The following is a 20489-nucleotide window of genomic DNA, read 5'->3' on the forward strand; positions in this document are numbered from 1 at the left end:
TCGCGTCGGTAGGGTCTGCGCATGCTGCTGTGGATCAACGGTCCCTTCGGGGGCGGCAAGACGCAGACCGCACACGAGATACGGCGCCGGCTGCCCGGCAGCGTCATCTGCGACCCCGAGCACGTCGGCTTCGGCCTGCACCGGATGCTCCCGCCGGAACTCCGGGGAGCCCGCGGCCGGAGGCCGCTGATAGACGACTTCCAGGATTTGGCCTCCTGGCGGCAGGGTGTCGTCGAGGTCCTCGACCTCGCCCTGAACCGGCACGACGGCGTCGTGATCGTGCCCATGACGGTCACGGACCCGGGCTGCTTCGCCGAGACCGTCGGCCGGCTGCGCGAACTCGGCCACGACGTACGTCACTTCGCCCTGCTCGCCGAACGGGAGACGGTGCTGCGGCGGTTGCGCGAACGCGGCTTCGGGCGCCTCCTGAAGTACGTCGGCGGGAAGAACGCGGGCCTGCGCGGGGAGAGCTGGGCGGTGCGGCGGCTCGACCACTGCCTGGAGCGGCTGGGCGAGCCGGAGTTCGCCGAGCACCTGTGGACCGACCACACGACCGTCCCGAAGACGGCGGACCGCATCGCCGTCCTGGCCGGACTGACCCTGCGCCCCAACCACGAGGGCCCGCTGCGGACCCGGCTGCGGCAGGCGGGCGTCGGCATCCGCCACATCCGCTTCGACTGACCCGCTGCACCACCTCCGCTCCGGCCGGTCGGCGCCGTCCGGCCCGTGTCCGGGGCCGCCGTCAGCGCAGAATGCCCTCCAGGAAGTCGCTGCCGAGCCGGGCCACGACCGTCACGTCCAGCTGGTGCAGTACGTACCGGCCGCGGCGGCGCGTGGTGAGCAGGCCCGCCTTCTTCAGCACGCCGAGGTGACGGGATATCTCCGGGGCCGTCATGCCGTGCACCTGGGCCAGCTCACCGGTGGTGTACGCGCTGCGCGCGAGGTGACGGCACAACCGCATGCGGACGGGGTGGGACAACGCCGTCATCCGCAGGGCCAGCTGCTCGACCGTCGGCGGCGCGGCGAGCTCGGGGGAGCCGACCGGGTAGTGCAGCACCGGCTGCCAGCCGTACCGGTGCAGGACCATCAGGTGCGGCCGGCCCAGGCTCGTCGGGATCAGCAGCAGGCCGGTGTCGGCCGTGGCCGTACGGGTGTCACCGAGTTTGTCGACCGTGACCAGGCCGGCGTCCAGGTCGACGGTGACCGCGGGGGACACCGCGGCCAGTGCCTCGGCCAGCCCTTTGTGCCGCAGCAGGTCCGTCTTGAGCCGGGTGTCGGCGGCGAGCTGATGACGCAGCCGGGACCAGGCCTCGGCGAAGAACGCCTCGTCGCAGTCCTGGAGGAACTCCCTCAGCCAGGCCCGGATCCGGGGCGGCTCGGCCAGCAGTCCTTCCGCGAACCGCACCTGCCGGGGCCCCCGCGCGGCGGCCAGTTCCAGCGCCCGGTGGCGCATCCTCTCGTCGGTGAGCGGGCCGGGGCCCGGCGTGCCGTAGGGGAACGCGCAGGTGAACTCCAGCGCGGCGGCCACGAACTGCTCGTCCGACAGTTTGTCCAGCAGCTCCAGCTCCTCGGCGAGGTCCGCGCCGGGGAGCGCGCCGCCGGGGACGCCCGCGCACGCCAGGAACAGGTCCGAGAACGTCGTACGCCACAGGAAGTCGGCCTCGCACATCCGGTCCGCCAGATGCGGGTCCAGGCGTGCGGTCACGCCCGTCACCCAGCTCTGGAGCCCGGGGTGGTGGGCCGGCTCGGACAGCGCGTGCAGCGCCATGCCGAGCTCGGCCAGCGGGGACGGCACGACGGCGATCCTCTCCCGGGCTCCCGGCTCCGCCCGGGCAGGGGCCGGCCCCGTCGGTCTCAGCCCCGAGATGTCGATGCGCACACTCATGCCCTCATCGTGCACTCCGCCGCTGACGGCGCCGCCCCGATTGACGGCCGCCGTCAATCGGGGCGGCGCTCGGGAGCCCCTGCCCCCGCGACGCCCCTGCCCCCGCGACGCCCCTCGGCCCCGCGACGCCCCGCGGCTCCTCGGCCCTGCGACGCCCCGCGGCTCCTCGGCCTCTACGCCTCTACGCCGGTCTCCGTGCCCCTACGCCTGCGCTTCCGGCGGCAGCCGCCGTACGAAGTCCGCGGCCGCGGTCCGTACGTCGTCGGCCGTCCACTCCAGGCCCGCCGCCCGCACGTACACCTCGGTGAGGGCCAGACCCGGTCCCTTCGGATCCCAGTGGTTGGCGAACAGCGCGGCCCCCGTCTCCTCGGCCGCCCGGACGGCCGCCTCGGCCAGGACGTCGGCCCCGTACGGCAGCCACACCTGGAAGTCGTGGGTGTGCGGCACCTCGGGGTGGACGCGCGCCCACGGCACCCCGGCCTCCGCCAGCCCCTCGCGCAGGGCGGCGGCCACCACACGCGCGTGGGTGACGTACTCGGGCAGCCGGGGCAGCTCACGCTCCAGACCGATCAGCGCCGACAGCGCGGTCGGGAACTGCTGGAAGACATTGCCTCCGTACCGGTGCCGCCAGGCCCTGGCCTCCTCCACCAGCGTCGCCGGACCGGCGAGCGCCGCACCGCCGAAACCGTCGAGGGACTTGTAGAACGACACGTAGACGCTGTCCGCCAGGGCGGCGATCTCCTCCAGCGGACGGCCGAAGTGCACCGTGCACTCCCACAGCCGGGCCCCGTCGAAGTGGACCACGGCCTCGCGCTCCCGCGCGGCGTCCACCACCTCGGTCAGCTCCTCCCAGGTGGGCAGCACGAAACCGGCGTCCCGGAGGGGGAGTTCCAGCATCAGCGCGCCGAAGGGCTCCTCGAAGTCCCGCACCTCGGCGGCGGTCGGCATCCGGGGTTCACTGGTCACCCGCACCGGAGACAGGCCGCTGACCCGGCTGAACGCGTTCCGCTCGTGCACCTCGGGATGGCCGAGCCCGTGCAGCGCGACCACCGGGTTGCCGGTACGGCCCGCCCAGCAGCGCAGGGCCACCTGCTGGGCCATCGTCCCGGTCGGGAAGAACGCGGCGGCCTCGGTGCCCAGGAGTCCGGCGACCCGTTCCTCCAGCGCCTCGACGACGCCGTCGCCGTAGAGGTCGGCCGTCTCGTCCAGGTCGTACACGTCCGACGCCGCGTCCAGCAGGGCCAGCCGCTCCCGGAGAGGGCCGAGGAAACCGAGGCGCGCGAGCGCGCGCGGGGCGTCGCGGCAGGCGGCGATCCGCCGCTCGCGGAGCTTCAGGCCCCGTTCCCGATCCGTCCCTTGCTCCGTCCCTTGCTCCGTCCCTTGCTCCGTCCCTCGATCCGTCCCTCGATCCGTCCCTTGCTCCGGCTCTCGAGCCGGCTCCCGGTCCGGCTCCCGGTCCGGGCCCGGTTCCGCCCCGGCCCGCCGCCCGTCCCCGTCCTGTGCCGCAGTGCCGTTCTCCGCCGTATCACCCATGCCCGGGATCATCCCGCGTACGGACGCGCGCGGGCACCCGGGTTTTCGCCGCGGAGTCCACACCCTGTGGACCACCGCGCGCCGGGGAACCGGCCGCGTTTCGCGTTAACATGACGAAAAAACGTCCGGTACCCCGAGCGGACTGGAACGGGAAGGCCGTCGTCGCGTGAACACAAGCCCACAGCCAGATCCCAGGGACCGCCCCGCGCGGCTCAGCGTCGGTGTGGTCGGCGCCGGGCGCGTCGGACCGGCCCTGGCGGCGTCCCTGCAGCTCGCCGGACACCGTCCGGTGGCCGTGTCCGCGGTCTCCGCCGCCTCCCGGAAGCGGGCCGAGCAGCTGCTCCCCGACGTGCCGGTGGTCGCGCCCGCCGAGGTGCTGGAGCGGGCTGAACTGGTGCTGCTGACCGTCCCGGACGACGCGCTGCCCGAGCTGGTGGCCGGGCTCGCCGAGACGGGTGCGGTACGGCCGGGACAGCTCCTCGCGCACACCTCCGGGCGGTACGGCGCGAAGGTGCTGGACCCCGCCCTGCGGGCCGGCGCGCTGCCGCTGGCCCTGCACCCGGCGATGACGTTCACCGGCACCCCCGTGGACGTGCAGCGGCTCGCCGGATGCTCCTTCGGCGTCACCGCGCCCGAGGAACTGCGGCTGGCCGCCGAGGCCCTCGTGATCGAGATGGGCGGCGAACCGGAGTGGATCGCCGAGGAGAACCGCCCGCTCTACCACGCGGCCCTCGCCCTGGGCGCCAACCATCTGGTCACCTTGGTCGCCCAGTCCCTGGAACTGCTGCGCGCCGCCGGGGTCGAGGCCCCGGACCGGATGCTCGGCCCGCTGCTCGGCGCCGCCCTGGACAACGCCCTGCGCTCCGGCGACGCGGCCCTCACCGGCCCCGTCGCGCGCGGTGACGCGGGCACCGTCTCCGCCCATGTCACCGAGCTGCGCCGGCACGCCCCGCAGACCGTCGCCGGCTATCTGGCGATGGCCCGCGCGACCGCCGACCGCGCCCTCGCCCACGGCCTGCTGAAGCCGGAGCTCGCCGAGGACCTCCTCGGGGTACTCGCCGACGGGACGACGAGCCCCGGCGGTCCGGGAAACCGGGGCGCCCGGGGCAATCCCGGTGACCCCGGTGACCCCGGTGGCCAGGGCGATCAAGGCGGCGAAGGCGAAGAGGACCCCCGATGACCACCACCCTGCTGCGCACTGCGGCCGACCTGCACGCACGCGTGCGCACGGGCCGCCGAGCCGTCGTGATGACCATGGGCGCCCTGCACGAGGGCCACGCCGCCCTGATCCACGCCGCGCGCGACCTCGCGGGCGCCGAGGGCGAGGTCGTGGTCACCGTCTTCGTCAACCCGCTGCAGTTCGGCGAGGGCGAGGACCTCGACCGGTATCCGCGCACCCTGGACGCCGACCTCGAGCTCGCCGGGCAGGCGGGCGCCGACGTGCTCTTCGCCCCGTCGGTCGACGAGGTCTACCCGGGCGGCGAACCCCAGGTCCGCGTCAGCGCCGGACCCATGGGCGAACGCCTGGAGGGCGCCGCCCGCCCCGGCCACTTCGACGGTGTGCTCACCGTCGTCGCCAAACTGCTGCACCTCACCCGCCCCGACGCCGCCCTGTACGGCCAGAAGGACGCCCAGCAGCTCGCGCTGATCCGCCGCATGGTCCGCGACCTGAACTTCGGCGTCGACATCGTCGGCGTCCCCACCGTCCGCGAGCCCGACGGACTGGCCCTCTCCAGCCGCAACCGCTACCTCTCCGCCGCGGACCGGCGCACCGCCCTCGCCCTGTCCGGCGCCCTGTTCGCCGGCCAGGACCGGCACGCCGCGCAGGAGGCGCTGCGCGCGCGGGCCCGCGAAGTGCCCGCCACGCACGCGCGCGTCGAGGCGCTGAACGCGCTCGGGGAGTCCCGCGCGGCGGCCGACGCACACGCCGTCGCCACGGCGGGCGGACCCGAGGCCGTCCGCACCGCCGCCCGCCAGGTCCTCGACGGGGCCGCCCGCTTCACCCCGCCGCTCACGCTGGACTACCTGGCCCTGGTCGACCCCTCGGACTTCACCGAGATCGGCGACGACTTCACCGGCGAGGCCGTGCTCGCCGTGGCCGCCCGGGTCGGCACGACCCGCCTGATCGACAACGTCCCCCTGACCTTCGGCACCCTCGGAGCCGCCTCGTGACCAGCACCGGCATACGACTGCACGCTCCCGCGCCCGGGTGGTCCATCACCGCGGACGTCGTGGTCGTCGGCTCCGGCGTGGCCGGACTGACCGCCGCGCTGCGCTGCGAGGCCGCCGGACTGGCCACCGTCGTCGTCACCAAGGCCCGGCTCGACGACGGCTCCACCCGCTGGGCCCAGGGCGGCATCGCCGCGGCCCTCGGCGACGGCGACACCCCCGAGCAGCACCGGGACGACACCCTGGTCGCCGGCGCGGGCCTGTGCGACGAGGAGGCGGTCCGCATCCTCGTCACCGAGGGCCCCGACGCCGTACGCCGTCTCATCGCCACCGGCGCCCACTTCGACGAGTCCGAAGAGGGCAGCCTGGAACTCACCCGCGAGGGCGGCCACCACCGTCGGCGCATCGCGCACGCGGGCGGGGACGCCACCGGCGCGGAGATCTCCCGCGCGCTGGTGGAGGCCGTACGCGCGATCGGGAGCGGCGAGCGCGCAGCGCTCCCGGGCGAGGGCGGTGGTGGGCGACGGGCGGGACTGCGCACGATCGAGAACGCGCTCGTCCTGGATCTGCTCACGGACGCCGAGGGGCGCAGCGCGGGTGTGACGCTGCACGTCATGGGGGAGGGCCAGCACGACGGCGTGGGGGCCGTGCACGCCCCCGCGGTGGTGCTGGCGACCGGTGGCATGGGCCAGGTCTTCAGCGCGACCACGAACCCCTCCGTCTCGACCGGCGACGGGGTGGCGCTGGCCCTCCGTGCGGGCGCCGAGGTCAGCGACCTCGAGTTCGTGCAGTTCCACCCGACCGTCCTCTTCCTCGGTCCGGACGCGGAGGGCCAGCAACCCCTGGTCTCCGAGGCGGTCCGCGGCGAGGGCGCCCACCTGGTCGACGCCGACGGGGTGCGCTTCATGGTGGGGCAGCACGAGCTCGCCGAGCTCGCCCCGCGGGACATCGTCGCCAAGGGCATCATGCGCCGGATGCAGGAACTGGACGCCGAGCACATGTACCTCGACGCCCGGCACTTCGGCGCCGACATGTGGGAGCACCGCTTCCCGACGATCCTCGCCGCCTGCCGCGCCCACGGCATCGACCCGGTCACCGAGCCCGTCCCGGTCGCCCCCGCCGCCCACTACGCCTCCGGCGGCGTCCGCACCGACTTCCACGGCCGCACCACCGTCCCTGGCCTCTACGCCTGCGGGGAGGTCGCCTGCACCGGCGTGCACGGAGCCAACCGGCTCGCCTCCAACTCGCTCCTGGAGGGCCTGGTCTACGCCGAGCGCATCGCCGCCGACATCGCCGGGAGCCGGACCGGGAACGCCCTCCACGCGCGCACGCCGCAGCCCCTCCCGCCCGCCGAGCGCCCCGGACACCCCCTCCTCCCCGCGGAGGCCCGCTTCACCATCCAGCGGATCATGACCCGGGGAGCCGGTGTCCTGCGCTCCGCAGCCTCCCTCGAGCAGGCCGCCGACGCGCTCCAGCGGCTGCACGCCGCCGCCCGCGACGCCCTCGACGAGCAGGGCAAGACCGCCGAGCCCGGCGTCGACACCTGGGAGACGACCAACCTCCTGTGCGTCGCCCGCGTCCTGGTCGCCGCCGCGCTGCGGCGCGAGGAGACCCGGGGCTGCCACTGGCGCGAGGACCGGCCCGAGCGCGACGACACCGACTGGCGCCGCCACATCGTCGTACGGCTGAATCCGGATCGCACGCTGGCGACGCACACCACCGACACCACAGACTTCCCCCCGACCCTCCCCGATGCCCCGGCCCTCCCCGACGTCGAGCTTCTCTGACGTCCCGGACTCCCCGACCCTCCCGCACCAGGCCCCAGGAGCAGTGACAGCAGTGACCACCCCAGACCTTCCCCTCGCCCCGTCCGGTGGCTGCGGCGACGGCTGCGCCTGCGGCGCGAACGGCGACGAGAGCCATGACGAGACCTACCTGGAGTGCGGCCTCGACCCCGCGCTCGCCCAGCTCCTGGCCGACGCCGGTCTGGACCCGGTGGAGGTCGAGGACATCGCCAACGTCGCCCTCCAGGAGGACCTCGCCCACGGCGTGGACGTGACGACGGTCGCGACCATCCCCGAGGACGCCGTCGCCACCGCCGACTTCACCGCGCGGGAAGCGGGCGTCGTGGCGGGCCTCAGGGTCGCCGAGGCGGTCCTCTCGGTGGTCTGCACGGCGGAGTTCGAGGTCGAACGGCACGTGGAGGACGGCGACCGGGTGGAAGCCGGCGACAAGCTCCTCTCCGTCACCGCCCGCACCCGCGACCTCCTCACGGCGGAACGCAGCGCCCTGAACCTCCTGTGCCGCCTCTCGGGCGTCGCGACGGCCACGCGCGCGTGGACCGACGTCCTGGACGGCACGAAGGCAGAGGTCCGCGACACCCGCAAGACCACCCCGGGCCTGCGCTCCCTGGAGAAGTTCGCCGTGCGCTGCGGCGGCGGTGTCAACCACCGCATGTCGCTCTCCGACGCCGCCCTGGTCAAGGACAACCACGTCGTCGCCGCGGGGGGCGTCGCCCAGGCGTTCCAGGCCGTCCGGGAACGCTTCCCCGACGTACCGATCGAGGTCGAGGTCGACACCCTGCACCAGCTCCGCGAGGTCGTGGACGCGGGCGCCGACCTGATCCTGCTGGACAACTTCACCCCCGGCGAGTGCGAGGAGGCGGTGGCTCTCGTCGCCGGCCGCGCCACCCTGGAGGCGTCCGGCCGGCTCACCCTCGACAACGCCAGGGCGTACGCCGAAACGGGGGTCGACTACCTCGCCGTGGGCGCCCTCACCCATTCCTCGCCGATCCTGGACATCGGCCTGGATCTGCGAGCGGCTGAGTAGGGGTCCGCCATGCTGCTGACGATCGACGTGGGCAACACGCACACCACCCTGGGCCTGTTCGACGGCGAGGACATCGTCGAGCACTGGCGGATCTCCACGGACGCGCGCCGCACCGCCGACGAGCTCGCCGTTCTCCTCCAGGGCCTGATGGGCATGCACCCCCTGCTCGGCGACGAACTGGGCGACGGGATCGACGGCATCGCCATCTGCGCGACCGTCCCCTCCGTCCTGCACGAACTCCGTGAGGTGACCCGCCGCTACTACGGCGACGTCCCCGCGGTCCTGGTCGAGCCGGGCGTCAAGACCGGTGTGCCGATCCTCACCGACAACCCCAAGGAGGTCGGCGCGGACCGCATCATCAACGCGGTCGCCGCCGTCGACCTCTACGGCGGGCCGGCCATCGTCGTCGACTTCGGCACCGCCACCACCTTCGACGCGGTCAGCGCGCGCGGGGAGTACGTCGGCGGCGTCATCGCCCCCGGCATCGAGATCTCCGTCGAGGCGCTCGGCGTCCGCGGCGCGCAGCTCCGCAAGATCGAGGTGGCCCGGCCCCGGAGCGTGATCGGCAAGAACACGGTCGAGGCGATGCAGTCCGGCATCGTCTACGGCTTCGCCGGCCAGGTCGACGGCGTCGTCCGCCGGATGGCCCGCGAGCTCTCCGACGATCCCGAGGAGGTGACCGTCATCGCGACCGGCGGCCTCGCGCCGACGGTCCTGGGCGAGAGCTCGGTCATCGACGAGCACGAGCCGTGGCTGACCCTGATCGGCCTGCGCCTGGTCTACGAACGGAACGTGTCGCGGATGTAGCGCATCCCGCACGTGGTGCTTCGGGACCGGCTTCGGACGCGGCGCTTCGGGGCCGGCTCCGGACGCGGCGCTTCGGGACCGGCTCCGGATGTGGTGCTTCGGGACCGGCCGCCCGTGGCCCGCGGGCCACGGGCGGCCGGTCCCGAGCGGTGGGGGAGGGTCCGGCCCGCACGCCTCGTGGAGCGGGCCGGGCCCTTCGCGGAGCGAATGCCGTCGGCCGGTTCCCCGCCGGTCCCGGTCCCGGGCCCGCGAGCCCGCACCCCGGGGCACCGGGCGGCCCTCGCCGAACGGCACCCGCTCCTCGCCGGGGCGCCCGCCCGGGCAGGTCCACTCGGCCGGGCAGACCCCCACCCGGGTGGACTCGTGCGTCGTACCCGCGCGCCACACCCGTGCACTATGCGTTGTTTGTCTGATTAGCGCGTATCGTCGCCGCATGCCCACGCCCTACGGATCCCGCGGCGGCATGGCGTTCGGCGCGGAGGAGCTGCGTGTGCTCCGCCGCGCCCTCGCCCTCGCCCTGCACCCCACGTCCGCCTCGGCCGAAGACGTCCAGGACTGCCTCCGCCTCGCCGATTCCCTGGACGAGGCGACGCGGGAGAGCACCCGCCTGCGCGCCTTCCTGGTAGCCGACCTCGGCCGCTACCGCGCCGCCCTCCCCGGCACCGTCGCCGGCTACCTCACGCTCCTGGAGGAGGCGCTGGGGGCCGGCTACCGCCCCGACGCCGACGACCTCGCCGCCCTCCGGGCGCTGCGCGGCAACCCCACCGCCGCCGCCCTCCTGGACCGCTGCCGGCTCCTGGCCGAGCAGGACGTACGGGCCCGCCTCGCCGGCCGCACGGTCCACGCGGCCGCCGTCGACTCCCCGCCCGGCGCCCCGTCCGCCGCCCCGCCGTCCCCAGGCCCCCTGTCCGTCGTCCTCGCCTCCCGCCCCCGCCTCCTCGCCCTGCAGGGCGGCCAGGCCGCCGACGGCTCCGAGAAGGAGCCGGAGCGCAAGCCGTCCACCCCCCGGCCCGAACCCGCCACCCCCGCTCCCGGCGCCCCGAAGCCCGGCCGCCCCGTTCCCACTCCGGGCGAGGTCTTCCCCCGCCGCAAGCCCACCCGGCCCCCGCAGGGCCGGCGGCTCGCCGCGGGCTGAAGCGCCGCCGCGGGCCCGCCATGCCCGCGTACACCCGCACGCCCGGCCGTGCACCCGCCCCGCTCGGCCGTCCGCCGGGCCGCCCTGGCTACCCTGGACCCATGGACTACGTCTCCGCGCTCCTGCCCCCGGTCGTCATGGCCGTCCTCTTCATCGGTGTGATCCGGGTGATCGTGAAGACCCAGGGCGGCGCCAACAAGGCCAAGGAGGACGCCGCCGTGGACGCGGCCCTCGACCGCGCGGAGGCCACCCACCAGGCCACCGCCAAGACCGACAGCTGACCCGCCCGCCGCCCGGCCGACCGCGGGCGGCACAGGGGACGGACCCGGCGTACGACTCGATGACGAGTCGTACGCCCTTTTTGTTCACGTTTGCAGATTTTCGTACATGTTCAGCACGCCGCAGGTGTGATGGAGCACTATTGTCTGATGTGTGCCTCGCCCCCTGGGAGAACTCGAAGACACGGTCATGACGCGGGTGTGGAAGTGGAACCGCCCGGTGACCGTCAGGGAAGTCCTCGAAGATCTGCAGAAGGAACGGTCCATCGCGTACACCACGGTGATGACCGTTCTGGACAATCTCCATCAGAAGGGCTGGGTGCGCCGTCAGGCGGAAGGCCGGGCCTATCGATATGAGGCGGTCTCCACCCGCGCCGCGTACGCCGCCGCGCTGATGAACGAAGCGTGGTCGCAGAGCGACAACCCCGCTGCCGCCCTCGTCGCCTTCTTCGGCATGATGAGCGAGGAACAGCGTCAGGCCCTCACGGATGCCGTACGCGTTGCAGGGCTTCCGGAAACCGGGGAACAACGCCGGCCGGTGGAGCGAGCGGGATCGCCCGAACAAGCGGGATCACCCGAACAAGTGGGCTCGCCGGAACAGTCCCCGCCCGCGGAACCCTCTGTCGAGAACCCCGCTGCGGGCGAGGGCCCGCGCGGGCGATAACGTCCGTTCATGTCAGCAGACAGCCCGGATGTCACCGCAAAAGCCATCACCGTCCGGCGGGCCCGCACCGGCGATGTCCCCGCCGTGCGCCGCCTCCTTGACGCCTACGTCCGCAAGGGCATCCTGCTCGACAAAGCGACGGTGACTCTTTACGAGGCCATCCAGGAGTTCTGGATCGCGGAACGGGACGACAACGGTGAGGTCGTCGGCTGCGGCGCGCTGCACGTGATGTGGGAAGACCTCGCGGAAGTCCGTACTCTCGCCGTGAAGCCCGGGCTGAAGGGCGCCGGTGTGGGACATCGCTTGATGGAGAAGTTGCTGCAGACCGCCCGCCGGCTCGGTGTTCGCCGTGTTTTCTGTCTGACCTTCGAAGTCGAGTTCTTCGGCAAGCACGGCTTCGTGGAGATCGGTGAGACGCCCGTCGACGGGGATGTGTACGCCGAGCTGCTGCGTTCCTATGACGAGGGTGTCGCGGAGTTCCTCGGTCTCGAACGCGTGAAACCGAACACTCTGGGCAACAGCCGGATGCTTCTGCATCTGTGATCGTCGGCGTTCCGTACCCGACGCCTTGCGGCGGAGGTCTCGGTGTGCCGCCTCAAGGCATATTCCGTACTGCTTCCGTACCGTGGGCCTTGCCCGGTTCCCTATGTCCGAAACGCGCACGTTTCCGGGCTGTGTGCGGCAGTGGGTCCGTCCCTGGGGTTTGTGTTTTTCCGGCAAAAGCGGTTTGCTTTCCGACGTACTGCAGTAGTGCATATAACAGGGGACGGCGATACGGCGGATGCCGTTACACCCAGGCCCTGACGTTATCGATGAAAGGAAATCCGGTGGCACAGAAGGTTCAGGTCCTTCTTGTCGACGACCTCGACGGCGTCGAGGCGGACGAGACCGTGACGTTCGCGTTGGACGGCAAGACATACGAGATCGATCTCACCACCGCCAATGCGGACAAGCTCCGCGGCCTTCTCGAGCCTTACCTGAAGGGCGGCCGCCGTACGGGAGGCCGTGCTTCGGGCGGGCGCGGAAAGGCGCGTGCCACTTCCGGCGGCAACCAGGACACCGCGGCGATCCGCGCCTGGGCGAAGGAGAACGGGCACGAGGTCAACGACCGCGGCCGTGTCCCCGCGGCCATTCGCGAGGCCTACGAGCGGGCCAACGGCTGACTGTCGGCCCGTACCGCCTCGCGCACCCCGGCCGGCGGCCGGCCGCAGGTGCGCAGGAGCCGGACCCGGTGGCACTGCGTGGCCACCGTGTTCACCAGCCGCACGAGATCGGGGGCGTCCCCACGGGCCCCCGTCGCCGACAGTGTCGGCAGCGAGGCCTCGACCTCGCGCCCCGGCCCGGGGGGCCGCAGCCACACGGCGGCCCCCTGTGAACCGACGCCTGCCGGGGAGACCGGCCGGACGGCACCGCGGCCGGAGGTCCCAGGGGGCGGCGGAGCGTCGATGAGACCGCCCGTGCCGATCGCGGCCAGATCGAGGGTCAGCGTGCCCCACTCCAGCCAGACGAGCAGCCCCGGCAGTTCCTCCGCGCTGCCCGCGGCCACCAGCAGCAGCATCCGGCCGCCCTGCAGGGCCACCGGAAATCTCCCGGCGCCGGGTCCGGCCCGCCGAGGACCCTTCGGATACTCCGCAGACCCCTGACGCCCCGGGCGTTCCAGGCGTCCCAGCGCCGCACGGCCCGCCTCGGCGGGGACGTCCAGGACGTCGAAGCGCACCCCCACCGACAGGCGTACCGGAGAACCGGGCACCGTCGGCCACCCTTGTTCGTTCTCGTACCAGCGCCGGACCGGATCGCCCGGATCACCCGGATCACCCGGATCACCCGGGGCGTCCGCCCCGGCCGGATCGAGCGGACCGAGGGGCCTGCGAAAGCCCGAGGGGCCCGCGGTGACGGAGGAGACGGTGCCGGCCATGCAAGCGCAACCGCCGGAAGGCCGTTCGGGTTACGCTGGGTGTGCGTGTGCATGCACAGGGTGTCGAACAGGGGGGCGTGAGGGAGCCCGGGGAGGCGCAAGGTTGTTCGCCCGTAGCGGAGGGAACCCCTGCCCATGGCATGGACTGTCGGTCGCAGCGGGTAAGACATCCCTAGTGGGAGGGGACGACACGCAGGGCAGCGCATCTCACGTTCGCCATCGGCGTACTGGCGATGGGGGTAACTGCCTGGCCTGCGGGAACATCGTCTCGCACCATCGGGTTGGAGAAGATGTCGGCGTTCGGGGTCAGGAGGCCATCGACGGTGTCGGCAGTTGGAATGAGCGGTCCCCGCTTGCGGGACTAAGCTGCGGAAGGACAGGGAGGGGAAGTTCCCCCCACTGCCTGACCGCTCTGAGGAGCGATTAACGATGTTCGAGAGGTTCACCGACCGCGCGCGGCGGGTTGTCGTCCTGGCTCAGGAAGAAGCCCGGATGCTCAACCACAACTACATCGGCACCGAGCACATTCTCCTGGGCCTGATCCACGAGGGTGAGGGTGTCGCCGCCAAGGCCCTTGAGAGCCTCGGGATTTCGCTCGAGGCGGTCCGTCAGCAGGTGGAGGAGATCATCGGGCAGGGCCAGCAGGCCCCGTCGGGTCACATCCCCTTCACTCCCCGTGCCAAGAAGGTGCTCGAGCTGTCGCTCCGCGAGGCGCTGCAGCTGGGTCACAACTACATCGGTACGGAGCACATCCTGCTCGGCCTGATCCGCGAGGGCGAGGGCGTCGCCGCCCAGGTCCTGGTCAAGCTGGGCGCAGATCTGAACCGGGTGCGGCAGCAGGTCATCCAGCTGCTCTCCGGTTACCAGGGCAAGGAGACCGCCGCCGCCGGCGGTCCTGCCGAGGGCACCCCCTCCACGTCCCTGGTCCTCGACCAGTTCGGCCGGAACCTCACCCAGGCCGCTCGTGAGTCCAAGCTCGACCCGGTCATCGGGCGCGAGAAGGAGATCGAGCGGGTCATGCAGGTGCTGTCCCGCCGCACCAAGAACAACCCGGTGCTGATCGGTGAGCCCGGCGTCGGCAAGACCGCCGTCGTCGAGGGCCTCGCCCAGGCCATCGTCAAGGGCGAGGTGCCCGAGACCCTCAAGGACAAGCACCTCTACACCCTGGACCTCGGCGCCCTGGTCGCCGGCTCCCGCTACCGCGGTGACTTCGAGGAGCGCCTGAAGAAGGTGCTCAAGGAGATCCGCACCCGCGGCGACATCATCCTGTTCATCGACGAGCTGCACACGCTGGTCGGTGCGGGTGCTGCCGAGGGCGCCATCGACGCGGCCTCCATCCTGAAGCCGATGCTGGCTCGCGGTGAGCTGCAGACCATCGGCGCGACCACGCTGGACGAGTACCGCAAGCACCTGGAGAAGGACGCGGCCCTCGAGCGCCGTTTCCAGCCGATCCAGGTCGCCGAGCCGTCCCTGCCGCACACCATCGAGATCCTCAAGGGTCTGCGCGACCGGTACGAGGCGCACCACCGTGTCTCGATCACCGACGAGGCGCTGGTGCAGGCCGCCACCCTGGCCGACCGGTACATCTCGGACCGCTTCCTCCCGGACAAGGCGATCGACCTGATCGACGAGGCCGGCTCGCGGATGCGCATCCGCCGGATGACCGCGCCGCCGGACCTGCGCGAGTTCGACGAGAAGATCGCCGGTGTCCGCCGGGACAAGGAGTCCGCGATCGACTCGCAGGACTTCGAGAAGGCCGCCTCCCTGCGTGACAAGGAGAAGCAGCTCCTCGCCGCCAAGGCCAAGCGCGAGAAGGAGTGGAAGGCCGGCGACATGGACGTCGTCGCCGAGGTCGACGGCGACCTGATCGCCGAGGTCCTCGCCACGGCCACCGGCATCCCGGTCTTCAAGCTGACCGAGGAGGAGTCCTCGCGTCTGCTGCGCATGGAGGACGAGCTCCACAAGCGGGTCATCGGCCAGAAGGACGCCGTCAAGGCGCTGTCGAAGGCGATCCGCCGTACGCGTGCCGGTCTGAAGGACCCGAAGCGTCCCGGTGGTTCGTTCATCTTCGCCGGCCCGTCCGGTGTCGGTAAGACCGAGCTGTCCAAGGCCCTCGCCGAGTTCCTGTTCGGTGACGAGGACGCGCTGATCTCCCTCGACATGTCGGAGTTCAGCGAGAAGCACACGGTCTCGCGTCTCTTCGGTTCGCCCCCCGGCTACGTGGGCTACGAGGAGGGCGGTCAGCTGACGGAGAAGGTGCGCCGCAAGCCGTTCTCGGTCGTCCTCTTCGACGAGGTCGAGAAGGCCCACCCGGACATCTTCAACTCGCTGCTGCAGATCCTGGAGGACGGTCGCCTGACCGACTCCCAGGGCCGGGTCGTGGACTTCAAGAACACGGTCATCATCATGACGACCAACCTCGGCACCCGGGACATCTCCAAGGGCTTCAACCTGGGCTTCGCCGCCGCGGGCGACAAGAAGAGCAACTACGAGCGTATGAAGAACAAGGTGTCGGACGAGCTCAAGCAGCACTTCCGTCCCGAGTTCCTCAACCGTGTCGACGACGTGGTCGTGTTCCCGCAGCTGTCCCAGGAGGACATCCTCGAGATCGTCGACCTGATGATCGAGAAGGTGGACGAGCGCCTGAAGGACCGGGACATGGGCATCGAGCTCTCCCAGCCCGCGAAGGAGCTGCTGTCCAAGAGGGGCTACGACCCCGTGCTGGGCGCCCGGCCGCTGCGCCGGACCATCCAGCGCGAGATCGAGGACTCGCTGTCGGAGAAGATCCTCTTCGGCGAGCTGCGCCCCGGCCACATCGTGGTCGTGGACATCGAGGGCGAGGGCGAGAGCGCGATCTTCACCTTCCGTGGTGAGGAGAAGTCGGCCCTGCCCGACGTCCCGCCGATCGAGCAGGCGGCCGGCGGAGCCGGACCGAACCTCAGCAAGGACGTGTAAGCGTCGACGTGTAAGCGTCACGGCAGCCGAAAGGGGCCGGTGCCCGGGAAGGGCACCGGCCCCTTTCGGCTGCCCGGGGCCGGATCAGGAGAGCTGACCGCCGTAGTCCGGCAGCTTGTAGGTCCTCTCGGCGTGCCCGCCCGACAGGTCGGTGGTGTTGTTGCCGATGTTGGCGATGATCGTGTAGCCCTTCGACTCGATGTGGACGCGCTGGGCCGTCTTGTACTCGGCCACGTTCCGGAACAGGTCGAGGAATCCGCGGACGTACAGTCCTGCGGACTCGTATCCGGCGTGGTCCAGGTTGTACTCGGTGAAGACCTCGACGATGCCCGGCCGGGCGGTCACGAAGAACACCGCGACCCCGCGCTCCTGGGCGTACTGCGCGACCTCCAGGACCGGCTCGTTGGCCGGCGCCGGGAAGCTGAACCCGAAGTCGGACTCCAGGGCGGTGTTGTCGATGTCGAGGACGATCGCCTGCTTCTCGCCCGGCCGCGGGTTCGCGATCCGCTGCGTCAGCTGCGGCAGCGCCTGGTCCATGACCGCCTGGCAGTCCCGCTGCCAGGTGTCGTAGTCGACCGCTGCGGCGGCTGCCGTAGCCGTCACGGTGGCCGTCGTGGCCGTTGTGGAGGTGCCGGGGGTGGTCGCTGCCTGGGCGGGGACGGCCAGGGCCACCAGGGCCGTGGTGGAGACGGCGGTGACCGATGCGCGGCGCAGCCAGGGACGTCGGCTTCTCATGGGGTGGGGGGTCCTCTCGGGCTCGTGACGCTGCCGATGTGTCGTGTGCATGCTCGTCTTCGAGGGTGACGCGAGGTGAACCGTAGGGTTGCCGCGCGGTGGGCGGCCAGAGAGGCGCACGCCACATTTATGGAATGTCCGAACCCGCCCTCCGGTGACATGCTGCACATCCGTTTTGTCCGTTACGAGCCGTAATAGTAGTGAAGTGCCGAAACGCAAAACGAACATTCAGTGTGAAGTTCTGATCGATCAGCCTTAAATAGGGCTTTCGTCCGGTACGGGCCAAGTGTCAAGAGACGTGCATCTCACTCCAGAAGTACGAACTTGCCTCGTAGATCACCCTTTTTGTGGCTTTGTGGGTGAAGGGGTTACCAAGGGATAGCCACTGCGGCGGGGACCGACTCGCCCGGTGGCTTTCCTCCGCCCCCTTCCTCACGAGGTTCAGATGTCCCAGCGCGTCACGCCCCGTTCCTTCCTCACGTCCCACCTCCGCACCCGTGCGGCCGTCCTGGCCGCCGGCATGGGAGTCACGGCCGTCGTGGGAGCCGGGATCGCGGCCGCCGCCGACACCACGGCCGTCACCGGCAACACCGCCAAGGCCGTGCAGGCTCAGGCGGACGCCCAGGCCAAGGCTGCGAAGACCAAGACCGTCGAGGCCCAGAAGGCCGCCGAGGTGAAGAAGGCCGCGAAGGCCGAGAAGCCGGCTCAGCCCGCCGAGAAGAAGGCGTCCTGGGTCAGCCCGGTGAAGAACTACACGGTCTCCGCGACCTACGCCCAGGCCGGCGGCATGTGGCAGTCCGCCCACAGCGGGCAGGACTTCGCGGTGCCGAGCGGCACCAAGGTCATGGCCACGCACGGCGGCACGGTCGTCAAGGCGGGCGGCAACGGCGCCGGCGACGGCCCGGCCTACGGCAACGCCGTGGTCATCAACCACGGCAACGGGATGTACTCCCAGTACGCCCACCTCTCCCAGGTGAACGTGCAGCCCGGTCAGGTCGTCAAGGCCGGCCAGAAGATCGCCGCGTCCGGCAACACCGGCAACTCCAGCGGCCCCCACCTGCACTTCGAGATCCGGACCGGCGCCAACTACGGCACCGCGATCGACCCGGCCAAGTTCCTGAGCGGCAAGGGCCTGCACTTCTGAGGATTCCGGGCCGGGCGGACGTCCCGGCCCCGGGCTTCCCCGGCCGGCCGCCCTACGGCAGCATCGGATAACTTCCCGTGTCCGTCGGTGCGTGCTCCGGCAGCCACAGCACGGCGACCGCACCCTCGGCCGGCGCGTCCTCGGACGCGCCGGCCGGCCGTACGTTGCGGAAGGTCAGCCGCGCCCCCAGGACCCGGGCCTGCCCGGCCGCGATGGTCAGGCCCAGACCGTGACCGCGTCCGGCCCGGTCCGCGCTCCCGGTGCGGAACCGGCTCGGTCCCTCGGCGAGCAGGTTCGCGGGGAAGCCGGGCCCGTGGTCGCGGACCCGGACGACCCGCCCCTCGACGGAGACCTCGATGGGCGGCCTGCCGTGCCGGGCGGCGTTGGCCAGCAGGTTGAACAGCACGCGTTCCAGACGCCGCGGGTCGGTGGTGACCTCCGACTCGCGCACCACGCGCACCGTGACGTCCGGGTCCCCGGGCACTCCCGTCCGGATCGGGCCGGGCTCGCGGGGTCCGGCCCGATCCGGACGGGAGGACCTCGCCGCGACCCGCCGGGCGACGAACTCGCCCAGCAGGATGTCCTGCAGTTCGGCCCGCTCCGAGGCACCGTCCAGCCGGGCCACCTCCAGGACGTCCTCGACCAGCGTGCGCATGGCTTTCGCCCGGTCCAGCACCAGTTCGGTCGGCCGGCCCGGCGGCAGCAGTTCGGCGGCGGTCAGCAGACCGGTGACCGGGGTGCGCAGTTCGTGCGCGATGTCGGCGGTGACCCGGCGTTCGGCCTCCAGCCGCTGGCGCAGCGCGTCCGCCATCGCGTCCACCGCGCTGGCCAGGTCGTCGGTCTCGTCCCGGACGACCCCGCCGATGGCCTCCCGCACCCGGACCTCCGTCTCCCCCTTGGCGACCCGGTTGGCCGCGATCGCCGCCTTGCGCAGCCGGCGGGACAGATGCCCGCCGATCAGCACCCCGAGCGCGCTGCCGCCCAGGACGACGGCGATGGAGCCGATCACCAGGGCCTGGTCGAGGTCCTTGAGGATGTTCGAACTGCGGTCCGTGAAGCCCGAGTGCAGGGACATGACATGGCCGTTCTTCAGCGGTACGGCCGCCCAGATGTCCGGCGACCCGCCCGGCCGGTTCGCCACGTAGGTCGCCCGCCTACCCTCCTCGACCTTCGCCCGCAGCTCCGCCGGCAGGTCGGGGTCGTCGACCTTGGTGTTGGGGAAGTTCAACCGCCCCGACAGTTCGTAGCTGCGCTGGGCGATCATGATGCGTTCGTCGGCGAGGTCGCGCGCGTTGTCCAGCATCGACACCCGGGCCGCGTTGTGCACGACCAGACTCAGCGCGACCGCCACCAGCGCACCGACCAGGGCGATGGCGGCGCTGAGCTTCCATCTCAGCCCGGTGAGCACACCCGCCCGCTCGAGCCCCGCGCCCACCAGCCGCCCGAACCTGCCCTGCGCGCCGGAGCCCACCGGCGGCCCGAATCCCTCCCGGACGTCCGTGCTCGCCGGCTCCCCGGAATCCCCTCGTGTCCCCGCGCTCACCAGGCGCCCGAAGTACCGCCGCATGTCCGTGCTCAGGCCTTCAGTTTGTAGCCGAAGCCGCGGACCGTCTCGATGCGGTCCTGGCCGATCTTCCCGCGCAGCCGCTGCACATGGACGTCGACGACGCGGGTGTCGCCGCCCCACCCGTACTCCCACACCCGTTCGAGCAGCCGGTCGCGGGAGAGGACGGTGCCCGGCGCCGAGGAGAACTCCAGCAGCAGTCGCATCTCGGTCGGTGTCAGCGCCACCGGCACCCCGGCCCGCCGCACCTCCATGCCGACGGTGTCGATCTCCAGTTCGCCGAAGGCCAGCGCGCCGGCGGGAGTCCCGTCCTCCGCTCCCTCCCGGCCGCCGTTCGCCCGGTCGAAGCGGCGCAGGACCGCGCGGATGCGGGCGACCAGGACGGCTCCGTCGAACGGCTTGGTCACGTAGTCGTCGGCGCCCGCCTCCAGACCCAGGACCACGTCGATGGCGTCCGCGCGCGCCGACAGCATGATCACCGGCACCATCGACTCGTCGCGGATGCTCCGGCACAGGCTGACGCCGTCGAGGCCGGGCACCATGACGTCGAGGAGGGCGATGTCCGGCCGGTCGGCGCGGAACGCCTCCAGGCCCGACAGCCCGTCGGGCATCGCGGTGACCGCGAAGCCGTCCCGCTCCAGGGCGAGTTGGGTGGCCTCACGGATGACGTCGTCGTCCTCGACGAACAGGACGTGGTTCTGGTCTGCCATCCCCGTCTCTCAGCTCTCGGCTCTCGGTTCTCGTGTGCTCTCGGGTCGGTGGGAGCGTTTCACCCGCCCACCGGACGAACGCGGGGAGCGCGCGAAGGGTTCATCCTCTTCATCGGACCGCGCGGCCCGCCGGTTCACGCCACGCGCCACGAAACGTGGTGCGTGG

The 20489-nt window shown here is 72.0% G+C and carries 19 protein-coding genes; 13 read left to right on the forward strand and 6 right to left on the reverse strand.

Annotated elements, in window-relative coordinates:
* Positions 1 to 21 precede the first annotated feature (21 nt).
* Positions 22 to 681 carry an AAA family ATPase gene (locus OHB56_RS23710; protein ID WP_406355527.1) on the forward strand — a complete coding sequence of 220 codons (660 nt, stop codon included), beginning with the start codon at positions 22 to 24 and terminating at the stop codon, positions 679 to 681.
* Positions 682 to 742: 61 nt separating this feature from the next.
* Here the strand turns inward: OHB56_RS23710 and OHB56_RS23715 are convergent, their stop codons facing one another.
* Positions 743 to 1885 carry a DUF5937 family protein gene (locus OHB56_RS23715; protein ID WP_406355529.1) on the reverse strand — a complete coding sequence of 381 codons (1143 nt, stop codon included), beginning with the start codon at positions 1883 to 1885 and terminating at the stop codon, positions 743 to 745.
* A 201-nt stretch (positions 1886 to 2086) separates the two neighbouring features.
* The gene (locus tag OHB56_RS23720; RefSeq protein WP_406355531.1) at positions 2087 to 3418 is read right to left on the reverse strand and encodes a threonine aldolase family protein; all 1332 of its coding nucleotides are present in this window, start codon (positions 3416 to 3418) and stop codon (positions 2087 to 2089) included.
* A gap of 166 nt (positions 3419 to 3584) precedes the next feature.
* Here OHB56_RS23720 and OHB56_RS23725 point away from each other — a divergent pair, with 166 nt between their 5' ends.
* The 10 genes from OHB56_RS23725 to OHB56_RS23770 all read left to right on the forward strand — a co-directional run bounded on the left by OHB56_RS23725 (position 3585) and on the right by OHB56_RS23770 (position 12463).
* A complete protein-coding gene (locus tag OHB56_RS23725; protein WP_406355533.1) occupies positions 3585 to 4598 on the forward strand; it encodes a Rossmann-like and DUF2520 domain-containing protein in 1014 nt (337 codons plus the stop codon).
* Positions 4595 to 5590: a pantoate--beta-alanine ligase gene (gene panC / locus OHB56_RS23730; protein WP_326754047.1), complete on the forward strand. Its 996-nt coding sequence runs from the start codon at positions 4595 to 4597 to the stop codon at positions 5588 to 5590. The genes OHB56_RS23725 and panC overlap by 4 nt, the downstream gene beginning before the upstream one ends.
* The gene (locus OHB56_RS23735; RefSeq protein ID WP_326754048.1) at positions 5587 to 7374 is read left to right on the forward strand and encodes an L-aspartate oxidase; all 1788 of its coding nucleotides are present in this window, start codon (positions 5587 to 5589) and stop codon (positions 7372 to 7374) included. The genes panC and OHB56_RS23735 overlap by 4 nt, the downstream gene beginning before the upstream one ends.
* Before the next feature lie 52 nt (positions 7375 to 7426).
* Positions 7427 to 8416, forward strand: a complete 990-nt coding sequence (gene nadC / locus OHB56_RS23740; protein ID WP_406355535.1) for a carboxylating nicotinate-nucleotide diphosphorylase — start codon at positions 7427 to 7429, stop codon at positions 8414 to 8416.
* A gap of 9 nt (positions 8417 to 8425) precedes the next feature.
* Positions 8426 to 9223 (forward strand): type III pantothenate kinase, encoded by a 798-nt coding sequence (locus tag OHB56_RS23745; RefSeq protein ID WP_055598097.1) that lies wholly within the window; start codon positions 8426 to 8428, stop codon positions 9221 to 9223.
* A gap of 463 nt (positions 9224 to 9686) precedes the next feature.
* Positions 9687 to 10358: a hypothetical protein gene (locus OHB56_RS23750; RefSeq protein ID WP_406359201.1), complete on the forward strand. Its 672-nt coding sequence runs from the start codon at positions 9687 to 9689 to the stop codon at positions 10356 to 10358.
* Positions 10359 to 10459: 101 nt separating this feature from the next.
* Positions 10460 to 10639, forward strand: a complete 180-nt coding sequence (locus OHB56_RS23755; protein WP_326754050.1) for a hypothetical protein — start codon at positions 10460 to 10462, stop codon at positions 10637 to 10639.
* 151 nt (positions 10640 to 10790) lie between these two features.
* Complete coding sequence (locus OHB56_RS23760; RefSeq protein ID WP_326754051.1) at positions 10791 to 11300, forward strand: BlaI/MecI/CopY family transcriptional regulator; 510 nt, start codon at positions 10791 to 10793, stop codon at positions 11298 to 11300.
* A gap of 9 nt (positions 11301 to 11309) precedes the next feature.
* Positions 11310 to 11843: an amino-acid N-acetyltransferase gene (locus OHB56_RS23765; RefSeq protein ID WP_055595396.1), complete on the forward strand. Its 534-nt coding sequence runs from the start codon at positions 11310 to 11312 to the stop codon at positions 11841 to 11843.
* Positions 11844 to 12127: 284 nt separating this feature from the next.
* Positions 12128 to 12463: an Lsr2 family protein gene (locus OHB56_RS23770; protein ID WP_326754052.1), complete on the forward strand. Its 336-nt coding sequence runs from the start codon at positions 12128 to 12130 to the stop codon at positions 12461 to 12463.
* Here OHB56_RS23770 and OHB56_RS23775 read toward each other — a convergent pair.
* Positions 12442 to 13215, reverse strand: a complete 774-nt coding sequence (locus OHB56_RS23775) for an SCO3374 family protein (protein ID WP_406355538.1) — start codon at positions 13213 to 13215, stop codon at positions 12442 to 12444. The genes OHB56_RS23770 and OHB56_RS23775 overlap by 22 nt on opposite strands.
* A gap of 429 nt (positions 13216 to 13644) precedes the next feature.
* Here OHB56_RS23775 and OHB56_RS23780 point away from each other — a divergent pair, with 429 nt between their 5' ends.
* Entirely contained in the window at positions 13645 to 16170 is a 2526-nt protein-coding gene (locus OHB56_RS23780) for an ATP-dependent Clp protease ATP-binding subunit (RefSeq protein WP_326754054.1), read from the forward strand.
* 84 nt (positions 16171 to 16254) lie between these two features.
* Here OHB56_RS23780 and OHB56_RS23785 read toward each other — a convergent pair whose 3' ends face one another.
* Complete coding sequence (locus tag OHB56_RS23785) at positions 16255 to 16905, reverse strand: HAD family acid phosphatase (protein WP_326754055.1); 651 nt, start codon at positions 16903 to 16905, stop codon at positions 16255 to 16257.
* 445 nt (positions 16906 to 17350) lie between these two features.
* Here OHB56_RS23785 and OHB56_RS23790 point away from each other — a divergent pair, with 445 nt between their 5' ends.
* Positions 17351 to 18049: a M23 family metallopeptidase gene (locus tag OHB56_RS23790; protein WP_326754056.1), complete on the forward strand. Its 699-nt coding sequence runs from the start codon at positions 17351 to 17353 to the stop codon at positions 18047 to 18049.
* Between the two features lie 52 nt (positions 18050 to 18101).
* Here OHB56_RS23790 and OHB56_RS23795 read toward each other — a convergent pair whose 3' ends face one another.
* Positions 18102 to 19628 (reverse strand): ATP-binding protein, encoded by a 1527-nt coding sequence (locus OHB56_RS23795; protein ID WP_406359202.1) that lies wholly within the window; start codon positions 19626 to 19628, stop codon positions 18102 to 18104.
* Entirely contained in the window at positions 19625 to 20323 is a 699-nt protein-coding gene (cseB, locus tag OHB56_RS23800) for a two-component system response regulator CseB (RefSeq protein WP_406355541.1), read from the reverse strand. The genes OHB56_RS23795 and cseB overlap by 4 nt, the downstream gene beginning before the upstream one ends.
* Between the last annotated feature and the right edge of the window lie 166 nt (positions 20324 to 20489).

Source organism: Streptomyces sp. NBC_01635, from assembly GCF_045209715.1.
GTDB classification, from domain to species: Bacteria; Actinomycetota; Actinomycetes; order Streptomycetales; family Streptomycetaceae; genus Streptomyces; species Streptomyces hirsutus.